At 64.2% G+C, this 18870-nt stretch carries 23 protein-coding genes; 12 read left to right on the top strand and 11 right to left on the bottom strand.

The window, feature by feature from the left end; genetic code table 11:
• The first annotated feature begins 115 nt into the window (after positions 1–115).
• Positions 116–3481, top strand: a complete 3366-nt coding sequence (uvrB, locus tag QX070_RS00885) for an excinuclease ABC subunit UvrB (RefSeq protein ID WP_315733963.1) — start codon at positions 116–118, stop codon at positions 3479–3481.
• A gap of 37 nt (positions 3482–3518) precedes the next feature.
• Here the strand turns inward: uvrB and QX070_RS00890 are convergent, their stop codons facing one another.
• The 4 genes from QX070_RS00890 to QX070_RS00905 form a co-directional block, all read right to left on the bottom strand.
• Positions 3519–4430, bottom strand: coding sequence for an AIPR family protein (locus tag QX070_RS00890; RefSeq protein WP_315733964.1), 912 nt, complete (start codon positions 4428–4430; stop codon positions 3519–3521).
• A 14-nt stretch (positions 4431–4444) separates the two neighbouring features.
• Complete coding sequence (locus QX070_RS00895) at positions 4445–5197, bottom strand: hypothetical protein (RefSeq protein WP_315733965.1); 753 nt, start codon at positions 5195–5197, stop codon at positions 4445–4447.
• 58 nt (positions 5198–5255) lie between these two features.
• Positions 5256–5399, bottom strand: a complete 144-nt coding sequence (locus QX070_RS00900) for a hypothetical protein (protein ID WP_315733966.1) — start codon at positions 5397–5399, stop codon at positions 5256–5258.
• A gap of 826 nt (positions 5400–6225) precedes the next feature.
• Entirely contained in the window at positions 6226–6450 is a 225-nt protein-coding gene (locus QX070_RS00905; RefSeq protein WP_315735660.1) for a hypothetical protein, read from the bottom strand.
• Positions 6451–6754: 304 nt separating this feature from the next.
• Here QX070_RS00905 and QX070_RS00910 point away from each other — a divergent pair, with 304 nt between their 5' ends.
• The 6 genes from QX070_RS00910 (at position 6755) to QX070_RS00935 (ending at position 10161) form a co-directional block, all read left to right on the top strand.
• Positions 6755–7201 carry a nuclear transport factor 2 family protein gene (locus tag QX070_RS00910; RefSeq protein ID WP_315733967.1) on the top strand — a complete coding sequence of 149 codons (447 nt, stop codon included), beginning with the start codon at positions 6755–6757 and terminating at the stop codon, positions 7199–7201.
• A 136-nt stretch (positions 7202–7337) separates the two neighbouring features.
• Positions 7338–7604, top strand: coding sequence for a hypothetical protein (locus QX070_RS00915; protein ID WP_315714089.1), 267 nt, complete (start codon positions 7338–7340; stop codon positions 7602–7604).
• A 191-nt stretch (positions 7605–7795) separates the two neighbouring features.
• Positions 7796–8236, top strand: coding sequence for a nuclear transport factor 2 family protein (locus QX070_RS00920; RefSeq protein WP_315733968.1), 441 nt, complete (start codon positions 7796–7798; stop codon positions 8234–8236).
• Positions 8237–8371: 135 nt separating this feature from the next.
• On the top strand, positions 8372–9301 hold the full coding sequence (locus tag QX070_RS00925; protein WP_315733969.1) for a hypothetical protein: 930 nt from the start codon (positions 8372–8374) through the stop codon (positions 9299–9301).
• 151 nt (positions 9302–9452) lie between these two features.
• The gene (locus tag QX070_RS00930) at positions 9453–9866 is read left to right on the top strand and encodes a hypothetical protein (protein WP_315714086.1); all 414 of its coding nucleotides are present in this window, start codon (positions 9453–9455) and stop codon (positions 9864–9866) included.
• Between the two features lie 157 nt (positions 9867–10023).
• The gene (locus QX070_RS00935; RefSeq protein ID WP_315733970.1) at positions 10024–10161 is read left to right on the top strand and encodes a hypothetical protein; all 138 of its coding nucleotides are present in this window, start codon (positions 10024–10026) and stop codon (positions 10159–10161) included.
• Positions 10162–10220: 59 nt separating this feature from the next.
• On the opposite strand, the gene QX070_RS00940 is transcribed toward QX070_RS00935, so the two are convergent.
• The 3 genes from QX070_RS00940 to QX070_RS00950 all read right to left on the bottom strand — a co-directional run bounded on the left by QX070_RS00940 (position 10221) and on the right by QX070_RS00950 (position 11420).
• A complete protein-coding gene (locus tag QX070_RS00940) occupies positions 10221–10370 on the bottom strand; it encodes a hypothetical protein (RefSeq protein WP_315714401.1) in 150 nt (49 codons plus the stop codon).
• A 109-nt stretch (positions 10371–10479) separates the two neighbouring features.
• Positions 10480–10959 (bottom strand): MaoC family dehydratase, encoded by a 480-nt coding sequence (locus tag QX070_RS00945; RefSeq protein WP_315733971.1) that lies wholly within the window; start codon positions 10957–10959, stop codon positions 10480–10482.
• A complete protein-coding gene (locus tag QX070_RS00950) occupies positions 10959–11420 on the bottom strand; it encodes a MaoC family dehydratase (RefSeq protein WP_315733972.1) in 462 nt (153 codons plus the stop codon). Before QX070_RS00950 ends, QX070_RS00945 begins: the two co-directional genes overlap by 1 nt.
• 220 nt (positions 11421–11640) lie before the next feature.
• Between QX070_RS00950 and QX070_RS00955 the strand changes: the two genes are divergently transcribed.
• Entirely contained in the window at positions 11641–11931 is a 291-nt protein-coding gene (locus QX070_RS00955; RefSeq protein WP_315714083.1) for a DUF4282 domain-containing protein, read from the top strand.
• 15 nt (positions 11932–11946) lie between these two features.
• Here QX070_RS00955 and ychF read toward each other — a convergent pair whose 3' ends face one another.
• From ychF to QX070_RS00975, 4 genes are all read right to left on the bottom strand, one after another.
• A complete protein-coding gene (ychF, locus tag QX070_RS00960; protein WP_315733974.1) occupies positions 11947–13044 on the bottom strand; it encodes a redox-regulated ATPase YchF in 1098 nt (365 codons plus the stop codon).
• Between the two features lie 40 nt (positions 13045–13084).
• Positions 13085–13690 (bottom strand): aminoacyl-tRNA hydrolase, encoded by a 606-nt coding sequence (gene pth / locus QX070_RS00965; RefSeq protein ID WP_315733976.1) that lies wholly within the window; start codon positions 13688–13690, stop codon positions 13085–13087.
• Positions 13691–13762: 72 nt separating this feature from the next.
• Positions 13763–14452, bottom strand: a complete 690-nt coding sequence (locus QX070_RS00970; RefSeq protein WP_315733977.1) for a 50S ribosomal protein L25/general stress protein Ctc — start codon at positions 14450–14452, stop codon at positions 13763–13765.
• Between the two features lie 185 nt (positions 14453–14637).
• Positions 14638–14928, bottom strand: coding sequence for an accessory factor UbiK family protein (locus tag QX070_RS00975; RefSeq protein ID WP_315714079.1), 291 nt, complete (start codon positions 14926–14928; stop codon positions 14638–14640).
• Positions 14929–15185: 257 nt separating this feature from the next.
• Here QX070_RS00975 and lgt point away from each other — a divergent pair, with 257 nt between their 5' ends.
• From lgt to QX070_RS00995, 4 genes are all read left to right on the top strand, one after another.
• Entirely contained in the window at positions 15186–16043 is an 858-nt protein-coding gene (gene lgt / locus QX070_RS00980) for a prolipoprotein diacylglyceryl transferase (RefSeq protein WP_315733978.1), read from the top strand.
• A complete protein-coding gene (locus QX070_RS00985) occupies positions 16040–17167 on the top strand; it encodes a class I SAM-dependent methyltransferase (protein ID WP_315733979.1) in 1128 nt (375 codons plus the stop codon). Before lgt ends, QX070_RS00985 begins: the two co-directional genes overlap by 4 nt.
• A gap of 20 nt (positions 17168–17187) precedes the next feature.
• Entirely contained in the window at positions 17188–17934 is a 747-nt protein-coding gene (pgeF, locus tag QX070_RS00990) for a peptidoglycan editing factor PgeF (RefSeq protein ID WP_409998862.1), read from the top strand.
• A gap of 198 nt (positions 17935–18132) precedes the next feature.
• Positions 18133–18696, top strand: coding sequence for a hypothetical protein (locus tag QX070_RS00995; protein WP_315733982.1), 564 nt, complete (start codon positions 18133–18135; stop codon positions 18694–18696).
• The last annotated feature ends 174 nt before the right edge of the window (positions 18697–18870 follow it).

Consider the following 18870-nt stretch of genomic DNA (forward strand, 5'->3'; position numbering starts at 1 on the left):
CTTCCGCGTGCAGGCGCATCTCGGGCCGTCCTGCTGCCACCATGCTGTCAGCAAGGCTGGTGCGCGGCGCCCGATCACTCTTTCAAGTCGGCGTCATCCGTCCCATATTCGGGCCATGGCGAAGACCCCCGACACCCCCAAGAAGCCTGGCCGAACTCCGAAATCGAAAGCGCACCGGCCCGACGTGCAGCCGATCGCGCCCGCGCTCGCCGAGCTGCTCAATCCCGCCATCAACCGGGGCGAGAGCGGCATCGGTTCCTCAACGGGACTGAAGCCTCCGCCGGACAATTCCTGGGACCGCCGCAGCGGCGGCGAGGCCGCCGCGCACCGCGCGCGGGCGTCGACGCGCGGCAAGAGCGCTGAGGTTGCGACGGGCGACGCCTCGGCGCGGTCCATGCCGCTGCGGCCGAATCCGCAGCCGGTGGGTGGGCGTTCGTCCGTCCGTGACACGTCACAAGCTTCAGCCCAGCAGGACGCTGCGCTCCCTCCCCCCTTGTGGGGGAGGGCTGGGGAGGGGGGTGCCCCAAGCAACACTGCCCGTGAATCCACCCCCGCCGCCTCCCCGCAAGGGGGAGTGGAGAAGAGCGTGGCGGCGCGACCTGAGTCCCCTCCCGCGTGGGCCGACGACTCAGACGCGGCTCGTGCCGGAGTACCCCCCTCCCCACCCCTCCCCCACAAGGGGGGAGGGAGCGCCGCAGCGCAAGCGGACGCGCCCTTTGACAACGCTGGCGAGTCAGGCCTTTCCGAAGCGCCGCAAGCCAATTACGGCACCGCCGCCACCATCCCGACGCTCGATCCCGAGCTGGCGCGGCAGCTTGGCCTGCCCACGGCCGAGGACGACGAGGAGGCGCTCGCCCGCCCGCCGCGCAACAAGATGGAGGCGCTCGGCGTCAAGGCCACGGCGGAAGCGCTGGAGTCGCTGATCCGCGAGGGCCGTCCCGAGTTCCGCAAGGACGACGGCTCGCTCAAGGTGTGGACGCCACACCGTCCGCCCCGTCCGGAGAAGTCGGAAGGCGGCGTCCGCTTCGAGATCAAGTCGGCCTATGAGCCGAAGGGCGACCAGCCGCAGGCGATCAAGGAGCTGGTCGAGGGCATCGCGCGCAACGACCGCACCCAGGTGCTGCTCGGCGTCACCGGCTCCGGCAAGACCTACACCATGGCGAAGGTGATCGAGGCGACGCAGCGCCCGGCGATCATCCTGGCGCCGAACAAGACGCTCGCCGCGCAGCTCTATGGCGAGTTCAAGAGCTTCTTCCCCGACAACGCGGTCGAGTACTTCGTCTCATACTACGACTACTACCAGCCCGAGGCCTACGTCCCGCGCACCGACACCTATATCGAGAAGGATTCCTCGATCAACGAGCAGATCGACCGCATGCGCCACGCGGCGACGCGCGCGCTGCTCGAGCGCGACGACGTCATCATCGTCGCCTCGGTGTCCTGCATCTACGGTATCGGCTCGGTCGAGACCTACACCGCGATGACCTTCGCGCTGAAGAAGGGCGAGCGCATCGACCAGCGCCAGCTCATCGCCGACCTCGTCGCTTTGCAGTACAAGCGCACCCAGCACGATTTCACCCGCGGCACCTTTCGCGTGCGGGGCGACGTCATCGACATCTTCCCGGCGCACTATGAAGACCGTGCCTGGCGCGTGAACCTGTTCGGCGACACCGTGGAGAATATCGAGGAGTTCGATCCGCTCACCGGCCACAAGCAGGACGAGCTGGAGTTCATCAAGGTCTACGCCAACTCGCACTATGTGACGCCGCGCCCGACCCTCGTGCAGGCGATGAAGTCGATCAAGTCAGAGCTGAAGATCCGGCTCGACCAGTTGCACGCGCAGGGCCGCCTGCTCGAGGCGCAGCGGCTGGAGCAGCGCACCACCTTCGACATCGAGATGATGGAGGCGACCGGCAGTTGCGCCGGCATCGAGAACTACTCGCGCTATCTCACCGGCCGGCTGCCCGGCGAGCCGCCGCCGACGCTGTTCGAATACGTCCCCGACAATGCGCTGGTGTTCGCCGACGAGAGCCACGTCACGGTGCCGCAGATCGGCGGCATGTTCCGCGGCGACTTCCGCCGCAAGGCGACCCTGGCCGAATACGGCTTCCGCCTGCCCTCCTGCATGGACAACCGCCCGCTGCGCTTCGAGGAGTGGGACATGATGCGGCCGCAGACGGTCGCGGTGTCGGCGACCCCCGGCGGCTGGGAGCTGAACGAGGCCGGCGGCGTGTTCGTCGAGCAGGTCATCCGCCCGACCGGCCTGATCGATCCGCCGGTCAACATCCGCCCCGCCCGCACCCAGGTCGACGATCTCCTCGGCGAGGTCCGCGCCACCGCGCAGGCGGGCTATCGCTCGCTGATCACGGTGCTGACCAAGCGCATGGCCGAGGATCTCACCGAATATCTGCACGAGCAGGGCATCCGCGTCCGCTACATGCATTCGGACATCGACACCATCGAGCGCATCGAGATCATCCGGGACTTGCGCCTCGGCGCGTTCGACGCGCTGGTCGGCATCAACCTGCTGCGCGAGGGCCTCGACATTCCCGAATGCGCGCTGGTCGCCATCCTCGACGCCGACAAGGAAGGTTTCCTGCGCAGCGAGACCTCGCTGATCCAGACCATCGGCCGCGCCGCGCGCAACGTCGACGGCAAGGTGATCCTCTACGCCGATCAGATGACCGGCTCGATGGAGCGCGCCATCGCCGAGACCAACCGCCGCCGCGAGAAGCAGGTCGAGTACAACACGGCCCACGGCATCACGCCGGAGAGCGTCAAGAAGTCGATCGGCGACATCCTCAACTCGGTCTACGAGCGCGACCACGTGCTGATCGAGACCGGCGGCGGCACCACCACCGACGACGTCATCTCGATCGGCCACAATTTCGAGGCCGTGCTGGCCGACCTCGAAACCCGCATGCGCGAAGCCGCCGCCGATTTGAACTTCGAGGAAGCCGCCCGCCTGCGCGACGAGGTCAAGCGCCTGCGCGCCACCGAGCTTGCCGTCGTCGACGACCCCACCGCCAAGCAGCGCACCGTGCAAGGCAAGGCCGGCGCCTACGCCGGCGCCAAGAAATACGGCGACGCCGCCAACCTCCCGACCACGGCGATGAAGGGCCGCGGCGCTGCGACACGCGCTGGCGGCTCCTCTTCACCCTCCCCTGGAGGGGGAGGGTCGGCCGCCAAGGGCGGCCGGGGTGGGGTGAAGCCCCGCGACCCGCTCGTGCCGTCCCTCGACGATATCATGAGCGGCGGCTCGCGCACCGGCTCCAAAGTCCACAAGCCGCATCTCGACGAGATGCACGGCCCGGAATCCCTGCCCTACCGCCCCAACGCCAAGCTGCCGCCAAAGCCATTCGGCAGCAGCAGCAAGATCATCCAGCCCACCAACTCCCGCGAGTCCGGCCCCGAATTCGGCCCGGCGCCGCGGTCGACGGGTGGCGCGCCGGGCAAGCGAGGTGGGTGGAAGAAGCGGTGAGCACTCAAAAGCCGGCCTTGCAGAACTGGCCGAGGGGTCAGGGCGAGATCGCAGCTAATAACTCTATTTGCCGATCCTGATTCTTGAAGACGTTGCCAGGGTAAGCATCGGGAAACTTCTTGTTTATGGCTGGGATTATTGCCTTGAGCTTGTCGAGCGCTAGTTTTTGACAATGTGCTTTGATCGGGTCCAGATCGATACTGGACTGCCTTAGCTTCTCGAGATCGAGTTGCGTGAACACGCAGAAAAGAATGAATCTATTTCCATGAACCGCAATCAATCTTTCTCTACCCTCGAGGCTCTCGGCCTCTTCTGCCAGCTTTGCATCCACTGCCGTCATCAGGCGGACTATATTCCAAAGATATGCCGCCGTCGTACTGTCATTGAACAGCTTTGTGTAGGGCTCCTTCTTAATATCATCCCAAAGGCCACTGATGTAACGCTTGGCGGAAACCGCCAATTTGAGATCGCCAGAAGCGCAAGCGGCGGCAATAGTTGCAGCTCGTATATTGAATCCGGAACTGATCGGAGGATCCGGTTCACCGCGTCGAAACGCGTAGGTTATTCCCAACTGAATAGCCTCTCGCCTAAGCCGCTCTTGATTTGGATCGAATGCAACGAAATCAGCAGCATTTAGATCGTTTTGAGTATTGTTGGATCGAGTTACTCCGGACGCAAACCCTTCTGGCGTACCCTGCAATGATATAATTCGAATGTGCACAAACACGTTGTCGATGCTAACTCCAGACGCCTTAGCCTTTGCGAGTGACCCAATTGTCTGAGCGCCGTTTATGACGCTTATTTTTTGAACGTCAAAGACGCCGCTGTCTGTCTGGTTACCACCGAACGGCTTCTTAGCAAATGCGTCGCAAATCGCTGTTACGCCGTTGTTGAAATACCAAAAATTTGCAGGCTCCTTTTCAGCAGTCTCAGCTATACCCTCATTCACATCTGACTTCTCAATTACGTATCGGAGATTCTCCGCGAACAGCTTCGTACCATTCTCCTCGTACCATTTTGCGAGATCTGATCCAGATACTGCGCCATAAACCGCCTCGTAGGGATCAACGAGACGCCCCAATTCCTAAGCAAGATTGACACGTCGATATCAGACGCCCTGATCTTTGACCTAGCGATGTGGGTGATCTTGGAAAAATCAATTTCCCGAAATTCAAGAAAATCCTTTTGGATCTTGTTCTGCTCCTGCAGAAATTCAGCAATCTTGTTGTTGATGTTCTTGGCTATATTGTTATCACTTGTATGAGCAAGCACCATTACAAGCGTGGTTTCGATATCTTTCAGCGCACCTTCAACCTTTTTGCTGAAGGGGTGCAAGTTGGCGTTATCAGCAGTCCACCTGAGTTCCAGAACATTCTTCACACCGTCTCTAAATCTCGTGAAATCTGAAAGTTCAACGCCTTTCGTGCCTGACCTCCATTTGCTCTGAACGAAATAGATGACCTTCTTCTTCTCATCGACATATAAGCCATCGATCCCATCATCAGAACCACCGTCGGTTACACATTGAGCGGCTTCATCTGGCCTCAAGTCAGCATCGTCCATTAGCGAGAGTGCGGCCAAGGCGCGGGTAAGGAAAAAACTCTCGACTTCCTTTTCCTGCTTACCGCTAACATCGCTCAGATTGACGAGACCATCAAAGAGGCCATGCAATCGATCTGCGAGACGCGTCAGGAGCAACTGACGATTTCCAGTCATGGGAGGCTCCACTGCATACAACCAAAGAAAGCATTAATATTACATTGCACGCGATGAATCAAAATAGATATTCGCCTAAACCGCGACTGGCTTCTTCGTACCTCCATTCTCTAGCAGCCTCGACAGCCGGCCGGACGACGCAATGGGAAGGCGCATGCTGCTTCTGAAAAAAGAAAATATCTTGCGCTTTATCGGAATTCATGATTATCTCCCCCGCATCCCGCCTCACCGCAGAGGGGCGTTGCGCGCGATCGTCACGACACGCGAGGTGGGGATGCGATAGCCGCGAGAGATCGCAGCATTCTCTTCAACGAGGATGCGGACGAACGAGCGCTTGCGGACGTGAAGTCGCAGCGTCCTGATACCCCGATGCTGGTATCAACCTGGCGCAATGCGAGCGCATTGCGCTGGGGATGGTGGCCAACAAGCCCGGCGCACCAGGGAGACTGCGTATAAGCGTGAAGACCGTCGCGCAGGGAATGCCGGTTGAATCGGCTTTGCCTGTGGTACCTGCCGCCTGCATTTTTTTCGCAGGCGGGCCATGGGTGAGGCCTTCACCCGGCATTCCCTGCGCCCTCTGCACTCACGAGGGCCACGCGGATCGTATCACTCGGGCATCACATGCCGCGAGACCGCGCCGTCATGTCCCGGAGCAATCCTTAGCTGTTTGAATCGTAAATCCGTTGTTCTCTCCACTGCCGTCGCGGGCAAGCTGCGACGCGACAGCGCGGCGCGGCGACCTGGGGTCCATACGCAGCGGCGGTCGTGAGGGACAAGAAGCCAATAGCAAGCGTGCCTCAAACCGCTCCCTTGGGGGTATGGGTCCCGGCGTTCGCCGGGACGACAACAGGGTTTGTTGAGGCCGATGCGCATCATCCTCGCTGGCGTAACGGAAAAAGCCACGACGCGAACAAGAGTCGCTCCCTTGTAGCCGGCACCTCCGGCACGGACCGAACGCCCGGTCACGCCGGGCCATCGCCGCCAGCTTGAGGTGAAGGCACGCCAAGCACGATGGACGCACGGATCAACTACGTCCGGCCCTGCCCGTTCACCTGGCCCTGCTGCTGCTGTTGACGCTCCTGCTCCTTGGCACGGTGACGGCCATAGAGGCAGCCGGCGGCGGCGCCGAGCACGCCGTGATGACCGGCATAGTGGCCGGCCACGCCGCCGACGATGGCGCCCTTGATGCACCCCTTGGCTTCGGCGGCCTGCGTCGACAGCAGCGCCAGCGCTGCGACGGAGGCGGCAAGCATGGTCTTGGTGATCGACATCTTCGTGATCGAGCTCCGCAAGAATGGTGCGGGGTAACGGCGACGCGGCGGAGCCGTTCCCGCCTCACAACCGACATGACGCCTTGCGCGAACCTTTCGCGCGCGGGGATGACCCATGGGGTGAGAGATGGCCCGAGACATGATCATGACGCGATCCCGCGCCAAGCTTCCGTTCACCGTACCGGCGCATTGCGCCGGCAGACGGTTACACAAGTGGTTGACGGCCGCGGGCCGGCATCTCCAGAACGCCATCGCCGACGCGGGCGTTCCCGTCAGTGGAGACAGGATGATCGAGCACATCAACAAGCAGCGCGTGCGCAAGCTGCTCGAGGCCCATGCCGCCGGCGATTTCGACAGCGTGCTGGCGCATTGCACCGACGATCTCGAGCACTTCGCCTCGGCGCCGATCGACATCTTCCCCCATCTCGGTGGCCGCCGGGGCAAGGCCGAGGTGCGGCAGATGTGGGAGACGGCACGCAGCCGCTATGCCGAGGTCCGGCACGAGATCAAGACCATGATCTGCGAAGGCGACCAGGTCGCCGTGGATCTGCGCATCTTCCTGCGCAAGCGCGACAACGACCGCATCGTGCAATACGACCTCGCGGCCTTCTACACGCTGCGCGACGGCCGCGTCGCCCGCATCCGCGAGATCATGGACACCTACGACCTGGTGCAGCAGGTGCTCGAATGCGATCTCAGCCGGCTGCTGATCGCGGGCGCCGCCCGGCCCTGAGGCCCGGCACGGCGGTTGGGGAGGCCAGCCCTGACCGGCCGATCACGGAAACGTCACCACCGGCGGCGCCGTTGCCTTGAACCTTGTGGCCCGGGCTCCGCACCCCATCAGCGGTGGTATACGGGGCATCGGTGACATGAGAATAGCATTCCTGGCGATGGCCGGACTGGTGATGGGCGTCGTCGGCGGCGCGACGATCGGAGTAGGGCTTGGACTGGCCTGGATCGAGCTGTTCAACACCAGCGAATTCGAAGGCTATGCGGGCATGCTGGTGTTCTTCACCTTCATGCCCCTCGGCGCCCTGATCGGCGGTCTCGCCGGCGCCACCCTGTTCGGCATGGCCGCCTTCCGCGACCACGAGGTCGCGATCGCGCAGCAGCGGATGCAGCACGAAGGGCGTTGACGGGGGTCCTGGCGCCCCGCTGCCGGCACTGGCGTGCATTTGTGCGATGCAAAAAGAACCGTTGCGCGCGCAGGTGGTTGATTTATGTGAGGCGTAAGAGAGATAGATTCGGCGCCCCGGCGTGACGTCCATTGCGGCGTCGCCTTCGGGCCGGCGCGCCCCCTCGCAAGCCAGTTCAGGATCCCGAGCCGATGACGGAGCACAGCCTCTGGCGTCTGTCGCGCGCATTGCATGGCGCGATCAACGACCGCCGTTTCGACGATTTCGCCGAGCTTCTCGACGACGACATCGACTGGGCCATCTACGGCCCGATCGACATGTTTCCCTTCCTCGGCGCGCGGCACGGCCGCGCGGCGGTGCTCGACGCCGTCAGGCAGATCGCCGACAATGTGAGCATCCGGCGGCTGGAGCGCGAGACCTTGATGCTGGACGAGACCAGCGCGGCGACGATGGTCCGCTGCGCGATGACGGCGCAGGATTCCGACAAGCCGATCACCGCGCGGCTCGCGCAATTCATGCAATTCCGCGCCGGAAAGCTCGCCCGGCTGCGGATCCTGATCGATACGTTCGATCTGGTCGAGCAGACGCTCGGCCGCTCCATCGACCTGCCGCGCATCGGCAGCTTCGCCTGAGCCCGCCGCCCCCGCGTGTTGGATTGTGGTCAGACTCACCGACAACCCAACAGATCGTGACTGGCGCAGCCATAATTTTGCGCCAAGATTCCACCATATTCCGGCACACAGGTTCGGGCGGCGGGGGTTGCTCTCATGACATCGTATGGTTGCGCGCTGGCGGTTTTTACGGCCGGCTTCGGCCTTCTTGCGTCCGCCGCGCAGGCCCAGACGCTGATGCAGGCGCCGCAACCGCTGCAGATCGTGCCCTGGCAGCAGATCGCGCCGGAGCCAGAGGACGATGACAAGTCCGAGGACCAGGCCGCAGCGGCCGACCCGATGAAGGGCATCGACGTCGAAAAGCTCGACTGGAGCCAGCTCGCGATCGACGACACCACCTTCCTCGACCGTCCCGGAGCCACCGCCGCGGCGAGGCGCAAGGCAACCGCAGAGAAGGCCGCCGCGCTCGACTGGTCGAACCAGAACAAGGGCAGCCTCGCCTCGGGCGTGTCGGTCAAGCAGTCGGTGTCGCCGTTCTGGGACGCCCGCGTCGGCGCCGACATGACGGTCGCGCGGCAGCCGACCACGATGTCGGAATTGCTGGCGGAGAAGGCCGAGAACGGCGGCAATGCTCCGCAATCGGGCGGCTCGGCCTGGGCGGCCGTCACCGCGCCTGGCGCCGGGTCGATCTGGGACAAGACCGCCATCGAGGCCCGCGTCGACCCCGGCTCGGACCAGAGCCGGCTCGGCACCACCATCACCAAGGCGGTGCCGATCGATCACTACAATCTGACCCTGCAGAACGGTTACAACGTCACCCAGCAGGGCATGGTGCCGATTCCCGGCGCGGCGCCGAAGACCAGCCGCAGCTTCGACACCGAGCAATCCGCCAGGCTCTCGATCGGCGACACCGGCACCAGCGTCACCGCCGGCCAGACCCTGTCGTCGAGCGACGACAAATGGCTGCGCAAGGTCGGTGCCGAGCAGAAGCTGTCGGATGGCCTGAGCGTATCCGGCTCGGTCAGCGAGACCGCGCAGGGCGGCACCAGCAAGAGCATTTCAGCCGGCTTCAAGCGGAGCTGGTGACGTTCACCATTGCGGCAGGCCGCCACGAATGGTCGAACCATCGCCGCGACTTCGCCGCGGTGCGGCCCAATTTGGCCGCACTGATAGGCTTTGAGAAGTTCGTCGTGCGGGGACACCGCGCTCGCTTGAACGCGAAATGAGGAAATAGCCGATGAATGTCATTCGTCCGGACAAGATCGATGGAACTGAAGCCGAGCTGGATACGGATCTGGCGGCGGTCTCCGAAGTCGAGGCCGGCATTCGTGATTTCGTCCGTAATGATATCGCCTATCTGCGCCGTCCCAATGCGGCCGCCACGGCCGAGGCTTCGATCGACGCCGATGCGGCGGTGAACAGCGTCACCACGCTGATCCAGCGCGTCGCCGGCACCTCCCTGTCGGAGATCGAGAACCTGATCGGGGAGCTCGAGAGCCTGCGCGAGCTGCTGCACGCCGAGGGACAGCGGGTGCAGCGCGAGATCGCGAGCTATGCGCAGCTCAGCCAGGCGGCGATGAAGTCGACCCGGGCGATCGCCGAGAACGTGACGCAGTGGAAGCGCGCCGCCGACGGCCTGCGCAGCAGCTGAGCGTTCTTTCCGGACCTTGAAGAGGACCGCCGTGCGAGCCATCGCGCGGCGGTTTTCGTCTTTGCAGCGCCTCGCCCTTGAACGTGACCCGGCCCTCCCGCGACCAACTCCCGCCCATCTCGTGGCGGGCAGGTTGCGTCAAGAGGGTGTCACTTTCATGGAAACGATCCGGCCGGAAAACACCGATCCGATTCCTCTGAGGCCTGAGCCTCAGCGGATCGGGACCATCATGGTCCGCTTCGTCGGTTTGCTGGTGGTGGCGATGGCGGTCATGGTGCTCATCTGGAGCCGCTAGACCGCCTCTACAAACAACAGAACTGCGTGGTCCGTTCTGGTTAACGAGTAGTTAATCCGTCACTCGTTGATCGTCGCTGACGTCTCCAGCGAATACGAGCCGTCGGCATAGCCCTTCACGACCATTCCCGTCGCGAGCATCACCGCGAGCGTCACGCTGGCAAAGATAAAGCCGAGGAGTTTCAGACCACCGCGATCTGCCATACTCATCCCCCACATCCTGATCCCTGATTGGCTGTCTTATAGAGTCGGAGTTCAGAATGCGTTAGCGCGAAGTTCGTTCCGCGCCGACAATCCTACGAAGCGTGACCTTTTCGCCTCAACCCTCGTTCCGTCGAGGGACAAAGGCCGATGCCAGCACCGAGAACACCAGATCGCCGTGCTGATTGATGCCGGTATTGCGCGCCTGCAGGATGCCCCACTCCGGGCGCGACGCCGACGCGCGAAGCGAATCAATCTCACTGGAAAAGCTGATCGTATCACCCGCAAGCACCGGCTTGTGCCAGCGCAGATCCCGAAAACCGGGAGAAGGACCTCCGAGGACGATCGGCTCGCCGCGCGAGCGCGCGATCTCCAGGAGGCGCTGATTATCCGCGACGATCAGCTTCATGCAGACGGAGCCGATGTGCCATCCCGATGCCGCGAGCCCGCCGAACAGCGATCGGCGGCCCTCTTCCTCGTCGAGGTGAAAGCGTTGCGGATCGAATTGAACGGCAAAGCGCTTAATCTCTTCGGCTGTGAACGTGTAGGAGCCGAGCTCTCGGCGCTGGCCGACCTGAAGATCTTCGAAAAAGCGCATCAGCCCACCTGCCCGCGGCTCTCACGGCGCTCGACGATGATCGGCGAAACCATCTCGCAAAGCCTCATGCCCGCCTTGTTGCGCACGCTGCATTTGAAGGTGACGATCCCGGTCGACGAACGGCTCCGCGACACCCGCGCTTCCAGAACCTCCACATCGAGCATCAGCTCATCGTCGGGACGCAGGGGCGAGAGCCACCGGACCTCGTTGACGCCCGGTGAACCGAGCGAGGCGGTGCGGCCGATGAAGCCGTCGAACATCATGCGCATCATCAGCGAGCAGAGGTGCCAGCCCGAGCCGGACAGGCCCCTGAGCATCGACTGCGAGGCGGCTTCTTCGTCCAAATGCATCGGCTGCGGATCAAACTCAGAGGCGAAGGCGATGATCTCGTCGCGGGTGACGTGTCGCGGGCCAAAGCTGCCGAACGGGCCTTGCGGAAAATCTTCGAAGGTGAGGGTCATGAGGCTGGGAATGGCTGAAAGAAGCCCGATTGTGGCCGCACTTTGCAGCAATCACAACCGGGCCGCTCGCATGGCTGACGCCCGGTCCAGTCGCACGAGAGTGCCAGAAGGCGCCACACACTGGGACCAACTCGGCCGCCGCGCATGTCGTCTGGCGCGAGAGTCGAGCAGGACTTAAAGACGGATTCGACTTCGATTCGGACGTGGCCGGGGGATCAGGATGTTGGAATTTCGCGATTTGTTCCAGTGGGACCGCTTCATCACGCCCACCATCATCAAGACGTTCTATTGGCTCGTGATTGCGCTGATCATCCTGTCGGGAATTCGCGGCATTTTCACGGGCCTCTCCGAAATGGCAATCAGCCCATTCGGCGGTTTCCTGATGCTGTTGTCCTCGCTCGCCGGAATCATCGTCGGCATGGTGTTCTCGCGCATCATCGCCGAGTTCGTGCTGATCGTCTTCCGTATCAACGAGCACCTCGGCGCGATCCGCGAGCAGGGGCGGATGTAGCCGCCCCACAGGCTCTCAGTTGTTGAAGCGGAAGTGCATCACGTCGCCGTCGGCGACGACATACTCCTTGCCTTCGAGCCGCAGCTTGCCACCCTCGCGCGCGCCCGCCTCGCCGCCAAGCGCGACGTAGTCGGCAAAGGCGATGGTCTCGGCGCGGATGAAGCCCTTCTCGAAATCGGTGTGGATGACGCCGGCAGCCGCTGGCGCCTTGGTGCCACGGTGAATGGTCCAGGCCCGCGCCTCTTTCGGCCCTACGGTAAAATAGGTGATCAGGTCGAGCAGCTGATAGCCGGCGCGGATGAGCCGATCGAGGCCAGCCTCTTCGAGCCCCAAGGTCTCCAGGAAGTCGACGCGCTCCTCGCGCGACAGCGTCGCGATCTCAGACTCGATCTTGGCTGAGATCACGACGGCGACCGCACCCTCTTCCTTGGCCCGCTCGAACACCGCCTGGGAGAAACTATTGCCGTCCTTGGCAGAGCTTTCCTCGACATTGCAGACATAGAGCACGGGCTTGGATGTCAGCAGGCCGAGCATGCCGAAGGCGCGCTCCTCTTCAGGCTTACGCTCCAACAGCCGCGCCGGTTTGCCGTCGCGCAGCAGCACCAGAGCACGGGTGACGAGCTCGTACTGCTCCTTGGCATCCTTGTCGCCGCCCTTGGCCTTCTTGGACAGGTTGTCGACCCGCTTCTCGAGGCTGTCGAGATCGGCCAGCATCAGCTCGGTCTCGATGGTCTCGATATCGGCGAGCGGCGCGATCTTGCCCTCGACATGGGTGATGTCGGAATCCTCGAAGCAGCGCACGACATGCGCGATCGCGTCGACCTCGCGGATGTTGGCGAGGAACTGGTTGCCGAGGCCTTCACCCTTGGAGGCGCCGCGCACCAGGCCGGCGATATCGACGAAGGTCAGCCGCGTCGGGATGATCTGTCCCGACTTGGCGATGGCCGCGAGCTTCTCCAGCCGCGGATCGGGCACGGCGACCTCGCCGACATTCGGCTCGATGGTGCAGAACGGATAGTTCGCGGCCTGCGCCGCCGCCGTCTCCGTCAGCGCGTTGAACAGCGTCGACTTGCCGACATTGGGCAACCCGACGATTCCGCATTTGAATCCCATGACCCGTCCCGCATCCTTTTAGACGACGGCCCGAAGCGCCTCACACGGCGCCAGCGTCGCCCTTGTCCAGAAAACCTTTGGCCTGCAGCGCCAGATGCACCTTGTTGGCGAAGGTGGAGTCGCGCCGGCCCGTCAACAAACCTGCATTGTCGGCGACCGCCTCGCACAGCGCCTCGACCCAGGGCATGTCGGATTTGGCGAAGTCCGACAGCACGTGGCCGTGCACCAATTCCTTGACGCCGGGATGGCCGATGCCGAGCCGGACGCGGCGATAGTCGTTGCCGAGATGCGCCGAGATCGAGCGCAGCCCGTTATGGCCGGCAATGCCGCCGCCGACCTTCACGCGCAGCTTGCCCGGCGGCAATTCCAGCTCGTCCTGAAACACCGTGACGTCGCCGACGCCGAGCTTGAAGAAGCTGGTCGCCTCCTGCACGGCGCGGCCGGATTCGTTCATATAGGTCGAGGGCTTCAACAGGATGACGCGCTCGGAGTCCAGCGTGCCTTCCGAGGTCTCGCCCTGAAACCTGCGTCGCCACGGCGAAAAGCGGTGACGCCGCGCGATCTCGTCCACGGCCATGAAGCCGATATTGTGCCGGTTGCGCGCATATTTCGCGCCGGGATTGCCGAGGCCGACAAACAGCAGCATGACGCGGCATCCGCACCCGCCGTCGCTTCGGGAAGCACGGGACCCGCCCGTGCTTCCCGCAAGCGGAACGGCTTACTTCTTCTTGTCGCCGCCAGCCGGCGCCTTGGCAGCGGCCGCGGGAGCCTTCGCAGCGGCAGCCGGAGCAGCGGCAGCGGGTGCCGCGGCGGCCCCAGCAGCAGCCTTCTGCTCCTCGCCATAGCCGGACGGCGGCACGATGGTCACGAGGGTGGCGTCGTCGCGCGACAGCGTCTTCACGCCGGTCGGCAGCTTGACGTCGGAGATGTGCAGCGAGTGGTTGATCTCGAGCGCGCTGACATCGGCCTCGATGAACTGCGGGATGTTCTCCGCCAGGCACTCGAGGTCGAGCGTGTGGGTCACGATGTTGACCGTGCCGCCGCGCTTGACGCCCGGCGCGGCTTCCGAACCCACCACATGCAAGGGCACGCTGACGCGGATGGTCGCGCCCTGGCCGAGCCGCATGAAGTCGACGTGGATCGGGAAGTCCTTGACCGGATCGAGATGGAAGTCGCGCGGGATCACCCGGTGCTTCTTGCCGTCGAGGGTGACGTCGAAGATCGTGGTCAGAAACCGGCCCGCAAGGATGCGCTGGCGCAGCTCGCGGTCTTCCACCGAGATCGGCAGCGGGGGCTGGTTGTCTCCATAAATCACTCCGGGCACTCTCCCGGCGCGACGCTCTGCCCGTGCGGCCCCCTTGCCGACTGACGGACGGGCGGTCGCCTTCAGTTCTCTGACGGTCGCCATCGTGTTAAGTCCTTGTTTTAAAAAGTTAAAGGCCGCGATGCGGCCCGTTGCTGGACGTCCTTCGGCAAGCCTCCAGGGGTGCGGGGGCCGCGGACGTGGCGGCGTTCTAGCGGCAAACCTGGGAAATGACAAGGAAATGAAGGGGCCGCCTGCCCCTCCCGTCCCAGGGCGACCCGGCCGCGGCGTCAGCCGTCCGCGCTGCCGGCACCCGGCGGCGTGCCGGCCGCGCCGCCCAGCTTGGCTTCCAGCGCCGCGATCCGGGCCTTCAGCGCCTCGTTCTCCTCGCGGGCGAGCCGGGCCATGTCCTTGACCGCCTCGAACTCCTCGCGCTTCACGATGTCCAGGTCGTTCAGGATCTTTTCCGCCTGGTTGCGGATGACGGAATCGACCTCCCGCTTCATGCCCTGGGCGGCACCGGCGGCATCGTTCATCAGGCGGCCGAGTTCGTCGAAAAACCGGTTGTTGGTCTGGGTCATGTGAGAAACTCCGCGTCCCGCGACGAGCACGATTGTGGAAGACAGAATGGCGATCCCTGTCGCCGCCCGCAAGATGGGCCCGTCTTGTCATGCCTTGGTTTCCTTGTCATCGTACTTGTTGCGCCGGCCCGCGGCGCTGGTATGAGCAGCCCTGAGATCACATCGCGCCGCGCCTGTTCATGTGGCGGGGCCCGTTCGAAGCCCGCATCGCCCGGGGGCTTCCAGAAGCGGGACGCCGTGTCCACGAAAGCCAGTGAATGACGCCTCTCCTCATCGACTTCCCCGTGTTCGATCCGGTTGCGATCGCCATCGGCCCGTTCGCGATCCGCTGGTACGCGCTGGCCTATATCTGCGGCATCGTGCTCGGCTGGCTCTACGCTCGCTCGCTGCTGAAGAAGGACCGGCTGTGGGGAGGCCCGGCGCCGATCTCGCTGCCACAGCTCGACGATTTCATTCTCTGGGTCACGATCGGCATCATTCTCGGCGGCCGCACCGGCTACGTGCTGTTCTACAACCTGCCATTCTTCATCGACCATCCGCTGGAGATCTTCCAGCTGTGGAAGGGCGGCATGTCGTTCCATGGCGGCTTCATGGGCTGCGTCATCGCCGTGATCTGGTTCAGCCGCCGCAACGGCCTGCCGATCCTGTCGCTCGGCGACCTCACCACCGCCGTCGCTCCGATCGGGCTGCTGCTTGGCCGCATCGCCAATTTCATCAACAGCGAGTTGTGGGGCCGCACGGCCGATCCCAGCCTGCCCTGGGCGATGATCTTCCCGCGCGATCCGACCCACCTGCCGCGCCATCCGAGCCAACTCTACGAAGCCGGCCTCGAAGGCATCCTGCTGTTCATCGTCCTGGCGATCATGATCCGGATCGGCGCGCTGAGGCGGCCCGGCATGATCCTCGGCAGCTTCATCGGCCTCTATGGCACGGCGCGCATCGTCAGCGAGCTGTTCCGCGAGCCGGACGAGCAACTCGGCTTCCTCTGGCGCGGCCTGACCATGGGCATGCTGCTGTCGGTGCCGATGCTGATCGTCGGCGCCGTTCTCGTGGCACGGGCGCTGCGCAGGCCCGAGAGTCGTCAAGCCACTCCCCCGCTGCAGGCCAATCCGTGATCGAAACGTCTCCGCTCCACACCGAGATCAAGCGGCTGATCAAGGCGTCCGGCCCGATGCCGGTCTGGCGCTACATGGAGCTGTGCCTGATGCATCCGGAGCACGGCTACTACATCTCGCGCGATCCGCTCGGACGCGAGGGCGACTTCACCACCGCCCCCGAAGTGAGCCAGATGTTCGGCGAGCTGCTCGGGCTGTGGGCGGCCTCGATCTGGAAGGCGGCCGGCTCGCCGCAGCAGTTCCGGCTGATCGAGCTCGGGCCCGGCCGCGGCACCATGATGTCGGATGCGCTGCGGGCGCTGCGCGTGCTGCCGCCGCTGTACCAGACGATCTCGGTTCACATGGTCGAGGTCAATCCGGTGCTGCGTGAAAAGCAGAAGGCGACGCTGACCGGCCTGCGCAACGTCACCTGGCACGAGAGCTTCGACGAGGTGCCGGAGGGCCCCAGCGTCATCTTCGCCAACGAGTATTTCGACGTGCTGCCGATTCACCAGATGGTGAAGCGCGAAACCGGCTGGCACGAGCGCGTGGTCGAGCTCGACGAGGAGGAGAACTTCGTCTACGGCGCGGCCGCCGATCCGACGCCCGGCTTCGAGCTGCTGCTGCCGCCTCTGGTGCGCGCCGCCCCGGCCGGCGCGATCTTCGAATGGCGGCCGAACACCGAGATGATGGCCATCGCCAGGCGCATCCGCGACCAGCGCGGCGCCGCCGTCATCATTGATTACGGCCATGTGCGCAGCGACGTCGGCGACACCTTCCAGGCCATCGCCCGTCATAGCTTCGCTGATCCCCTCAAGACACCGGGGCTTGCCGACATCACCGCCCATGTCGATTTCGACGCGCTGGCGCGGGCCGCGGAAGCCGTCGGCGCGCGCGTTCACGGCCCGGTCACGCAGGGCGAGTTCCTGCAGCGGCTCGGCATCGAAACCCGCGCGCTGACCCTCATGCAGAAGGCGTCGCCGGAAGTCTCGGAGGACATCGCGAGCGGGCTGAAGCGCCTGACCGGCGGCGGCCGCGGCGGAATGGGGTCGCTGTTCAAGGTGGTCGGCATCTCCGATCCGGCCATTCCGGTGCTGGCGGGCATCAGCGACGAACACACCAACGAGACGACGGGAGGCGCATGATGCTGGTATCATCGGATGTGATGTCCGCGATTCCTGGCCTGCGCCACGCGTTCTTCACCCGCGAGGGCGGCGTCTCCGACGGCATCTATGCCGGGCTCAATGGCGGGCTTGGATCGAATGACGTGCCGGAGAACGTCCGCGAAAACCGCCGCCGCATGGCCGTCCATCTCGGCGTCGCGCCCGACCAGTTCCTCAGCCTGCACCAGATTCATTCGCCCGACGTCGTGGTTGCGACCGGGCCCTGGGACGGCCCCGTCAGGCCTAAGGCCGATGCGCTGGTGACCACGACGCCGAATCTCGCGATCGGCGTTACCACGGCCGATTGCGGGCCGATCCTGTTCGTCGACCCGCATGAGCGCGTCATCGGCGCGGCCCATGCCGGCTGGAAAGGTGCGCTCACCGGCGTGCTCGAAGGCACGCTGCAGGCGATGGAGGAGCTCGGCGCAGAGCGCGGCCGGATCATTGCCGCGATCGGCCCCCTGATCCGCCAGCCGAGCTACGAGGTCGGCGCCGAGTTCGTCACGCGCTTCCTCGACGACGACGCCGAGCACGCGCGCTTCTTCCTGCCGTCGGTTCGCGACGGCCACGCGATGTTCGACCTCGCCGGCTTCATCCGGATGCGGCTGGAAAACGCCGGCGTGCTGCTGATCGACGATCTCGGCCTCGACACCTATGTCGACGAGCGCTTCTTCAGTTACCGCCGCTCGGTCCATCGCAACGAGCCGGACTATGGCCGGCACGTCCACGCCATCATGCTCGAAGGCTGAAGCTGGGCGCCATTGTGGCCGCATGTGGATTGCTTAACCCTTTCTGTACAACTGAGTGCACTCTGTCCCGATCTGTGGCAGCCGCGACCTAGACGTTAATCGATTTTAACGATATCGCTCCCGACGATGAGGGGAGCGCCGACACCACTTCGACGGATCAGCCGCGCTGCGCAGCACGCCTGCGTTGCCGTTTTGCTGATGACGTCCGCCGCAACGCTCGGCGGCTGCGCGACCAGCAGCGGTGGTCCGTCCAACGCCTATGCGATGGCGCCTGCATCCGATAGCGCCACGATCGCCTTCGAGCAGATCGACGGCCCGCCGCCGCAAATCTTCGATCGCATGGTCAGCGTGCTCGACAGCGAGTCCAAGCTGCGCAGCCTCGCCATCGTGTCGCGCGAGGCCCCTGCAGCGTATCGTGTCCGCACCTATCTCTCCGCCCAGGTCGTCAGCGGCAAGGGCGTGATCGCCTGGGTGTTCGACGTCTACGATCGCAATCAGCAGCGCGCGCTGCGGCTGTCGGGCGAAGAGCCGGTCGGACGCGGCGGCCGCGATCCGTGGAACAATGTCGACGACATGGTGCTTCGGAAAATCGCGCAGGCTGGCTTCAGCGGACTTTCGAACATGCTGAACGGCACCGCGCCGGCCGACAGCGCGCCACCGGCGGCGCCGGCCGCCCGCGGCCCCGCGGTCGCCGCGGCCGAGCCCGCATCGCCCAGATCCGACGGCACCAGCGTCGCGGCCCTCGGCTACACCGACCATTAGGCAAAGAGGCGCAATTTGCGCCGTTCTTGACCGGGAAAAACACCTGTTTGACCGGGAAAAACGCCTGCGGCGGGTTGCCATGCGCGCAGTGTCCTTGATATCACCTCGCCCGTGCAAAACTGCCGGTTCCATGGATAGCCCGATATGCTGAACAAGGTCTCCAGCGAGACGCGA

It is taken from the genome of Bradyrhizobium sp. SZCCHNR1093 (assembly GCF_032381175.1).
Classification (GTDB): domain Bacteria; phylum Pseudomonadota; class Alphaproteobacteria; order Rhizobiales; family Xanthobacteraceae; genus Bradyrhizobium.